Source organism: Vibrio sp. Vb1574 (assembly GCF_033338675.1).
Window position 1 is genome coordinate 1 of record NZ_JAWOTC010000122.1, and the last position, 1756, is coordinate 1756.

Consider the following 1756-nt stretch of genomic DNA (forward strand, 5'->3'; position numbering starts at 1 on the left):
GAATGGCACTTCATTGGCCCGATTCAATCCAATAAATCGCGACTTGTTGCTGAACATTTCGATTGGGTTCACACCATTGATCGCGCTAAGATCGCACAGCGACTCAATGAGCAACGTCCGCAAGAACTCAAACCATTGCAAGTGCTGATTCAAGTCAACACCAGTGGTGAAGATTCCAAATCTGGCGTTAGTGACGCAGAAATATTCGAACTGGCTGAGTTGATTTCTCGCCTTCCCAACCTCACTTTAAGAGGATTGATGTCGATTCCTGCGAACGTGTCAGACTACGACGCCCAGCTTCGTGAGTTCGAGAAGCTAGCGACACTGAAGCAAGCCCTTGAACAGCAATACCCAGAAATCGATACCTTATCGATGGGCATGAGTGGCGACATGACCGCTGCGATTGAAGCAGGCAGCACCATGGTTCGTATCGGAACGGCTATCTTTGGCGCGCGAGACTACAGCACGAAAAGTGAATAGTCATTTAAGAGCGAAAATGCTTAATTGATACCGCGATGAAACAGCGGTTAACGCAAAGCGGCGCCATTATACACCTGAGCGCACAATAAATCGTAAATATCATGATGGAAATCAGACAAATGGAACATAAAAAGATCGCCTTTATCGGTGCGGGAAACATGGTCAGAGCCATTGTTTCTGGCCTCGTGGCTAACGGCTACCCTGCACAAAACATTGTTGCAACCGCCCCATCAGAGGCGCGTCGTCTGCCGCTTGAGCAAGATTTTGGTATCCGCACCACCAGCGACAACATGCTGGCAGCGTCCGAGGCCGATGTGGTGGTTCTGTCTGTGAAACCACAAATGATGGCGGATGTTTGTAAACCTCTGCAATCTATCGACTTTAGCAACAAGCTCGTGATTTCTATTGCGGCAGGCATCAATTGTTCACGTTTGGATGAGATGCTAGCGACAAAATTGAATTTGGTTCGCGTCATGCCAAACACTCCATCTCAGTTGGGGTTGGGCATGAGTGGCTTATTCGCTCCAGAACATGTCAAAGAACAAGACAGAGCCTTTGCCGCAGAACTGATGCAAGCAGTTGGTAAAGTTTGCTGGGTGGAACAAGAATCAGGCATCAACAATGTGATTGCAGCAGCAGGCAGCGCTCCGGCATACTTCTTCCTGTTTATGGAAGCGATGCAAGCTGAAGCGATAGCTCAAGGTTTTGATAAAGAAACGGCTCGTTTGTTGGTTCAACAAGCAGCGCTGGGTGCGGCAAGTATGGTGGTGAGCAATCCAGACACCGAACTGTCGACACTGCGTGAAAACGTGACTTCGAAAGGCGGCACAACCGCCGAAGCACTTCGTACATTCAACGAACATCAGTTAACGGACATCATTGCAAAAGCCATGCAAGCTGCGGTTGCTCGCGCAGAAGAAATGGAAAAACTGTTTTAATTATCTGGATGATTCTCAAGAAACATCATCCACTACTTGTTAAGGGTACCTTATGAATTCAATGAGTTTTCTCATCTCAACCCTATTTGACCTGTATATCATGGTCGTGATTTTGCGAATTTGGTTGCAAGCTGCACGTGCAGATTTCTACAACCCGTTCTCGCAATTTATTGTAAAAGCGACTCAGCCAGTCATTGGCCCACTGCGTCGTGTTATTCCATCTATCGGCAATATTGACCTTGCAACGGTTCTGTTCGCTTACGTGCTGTGTGTATTGAAATTTGTCGCGCTGATTCTGATTGCGTCTAACGGCTCTGTCTCTTTCAGCGTTGATTTCC

Annotated in this window: 3 protein-coding genes; all 3 read left to right on the forward strand. The window is 47.5% G+C overall.

Annotated features, from left to right (window positions below; all coding sequences use genetic code 11):
- The coding region (locus tag R7O12_RS24045) for a YggS family pyridoxal phosphate-dependent enzyme (protein ID WP_318126555.1) at positions 1-480 on the forward strand (480 nt) is incomplete at its 5' end.
- 119 nt (positions 481-599) lie between these two features.
- Positions 600-1418, forward strand: coding sequence for a pyrroline-5-carboxylate reductase (proC, locus tag R7O12_RS24050; protein ID WP_025789439.1), 819 nt, complete (start codon positions 600-602; stop codon positions 1416-1418).
- Positions 1419-1470: 52 nt separating this feature from the next.
- The coding region (locus R7O12_RS24055) for a YggT family protein (RefSeq protein ID WP_318126558.1) at positions 1471-1756 on the forward strand (286 nt) is incomplete at its 3' end.

Excerpts from the sequence above, each read along its gene's own strand:
- proC (WP_025789439.1), top strand. The coding sequence starts at position 600 with ATGGAACATAAAAAGATCGCCTTTATCGGTGCGGGAAACATGGTCAGA.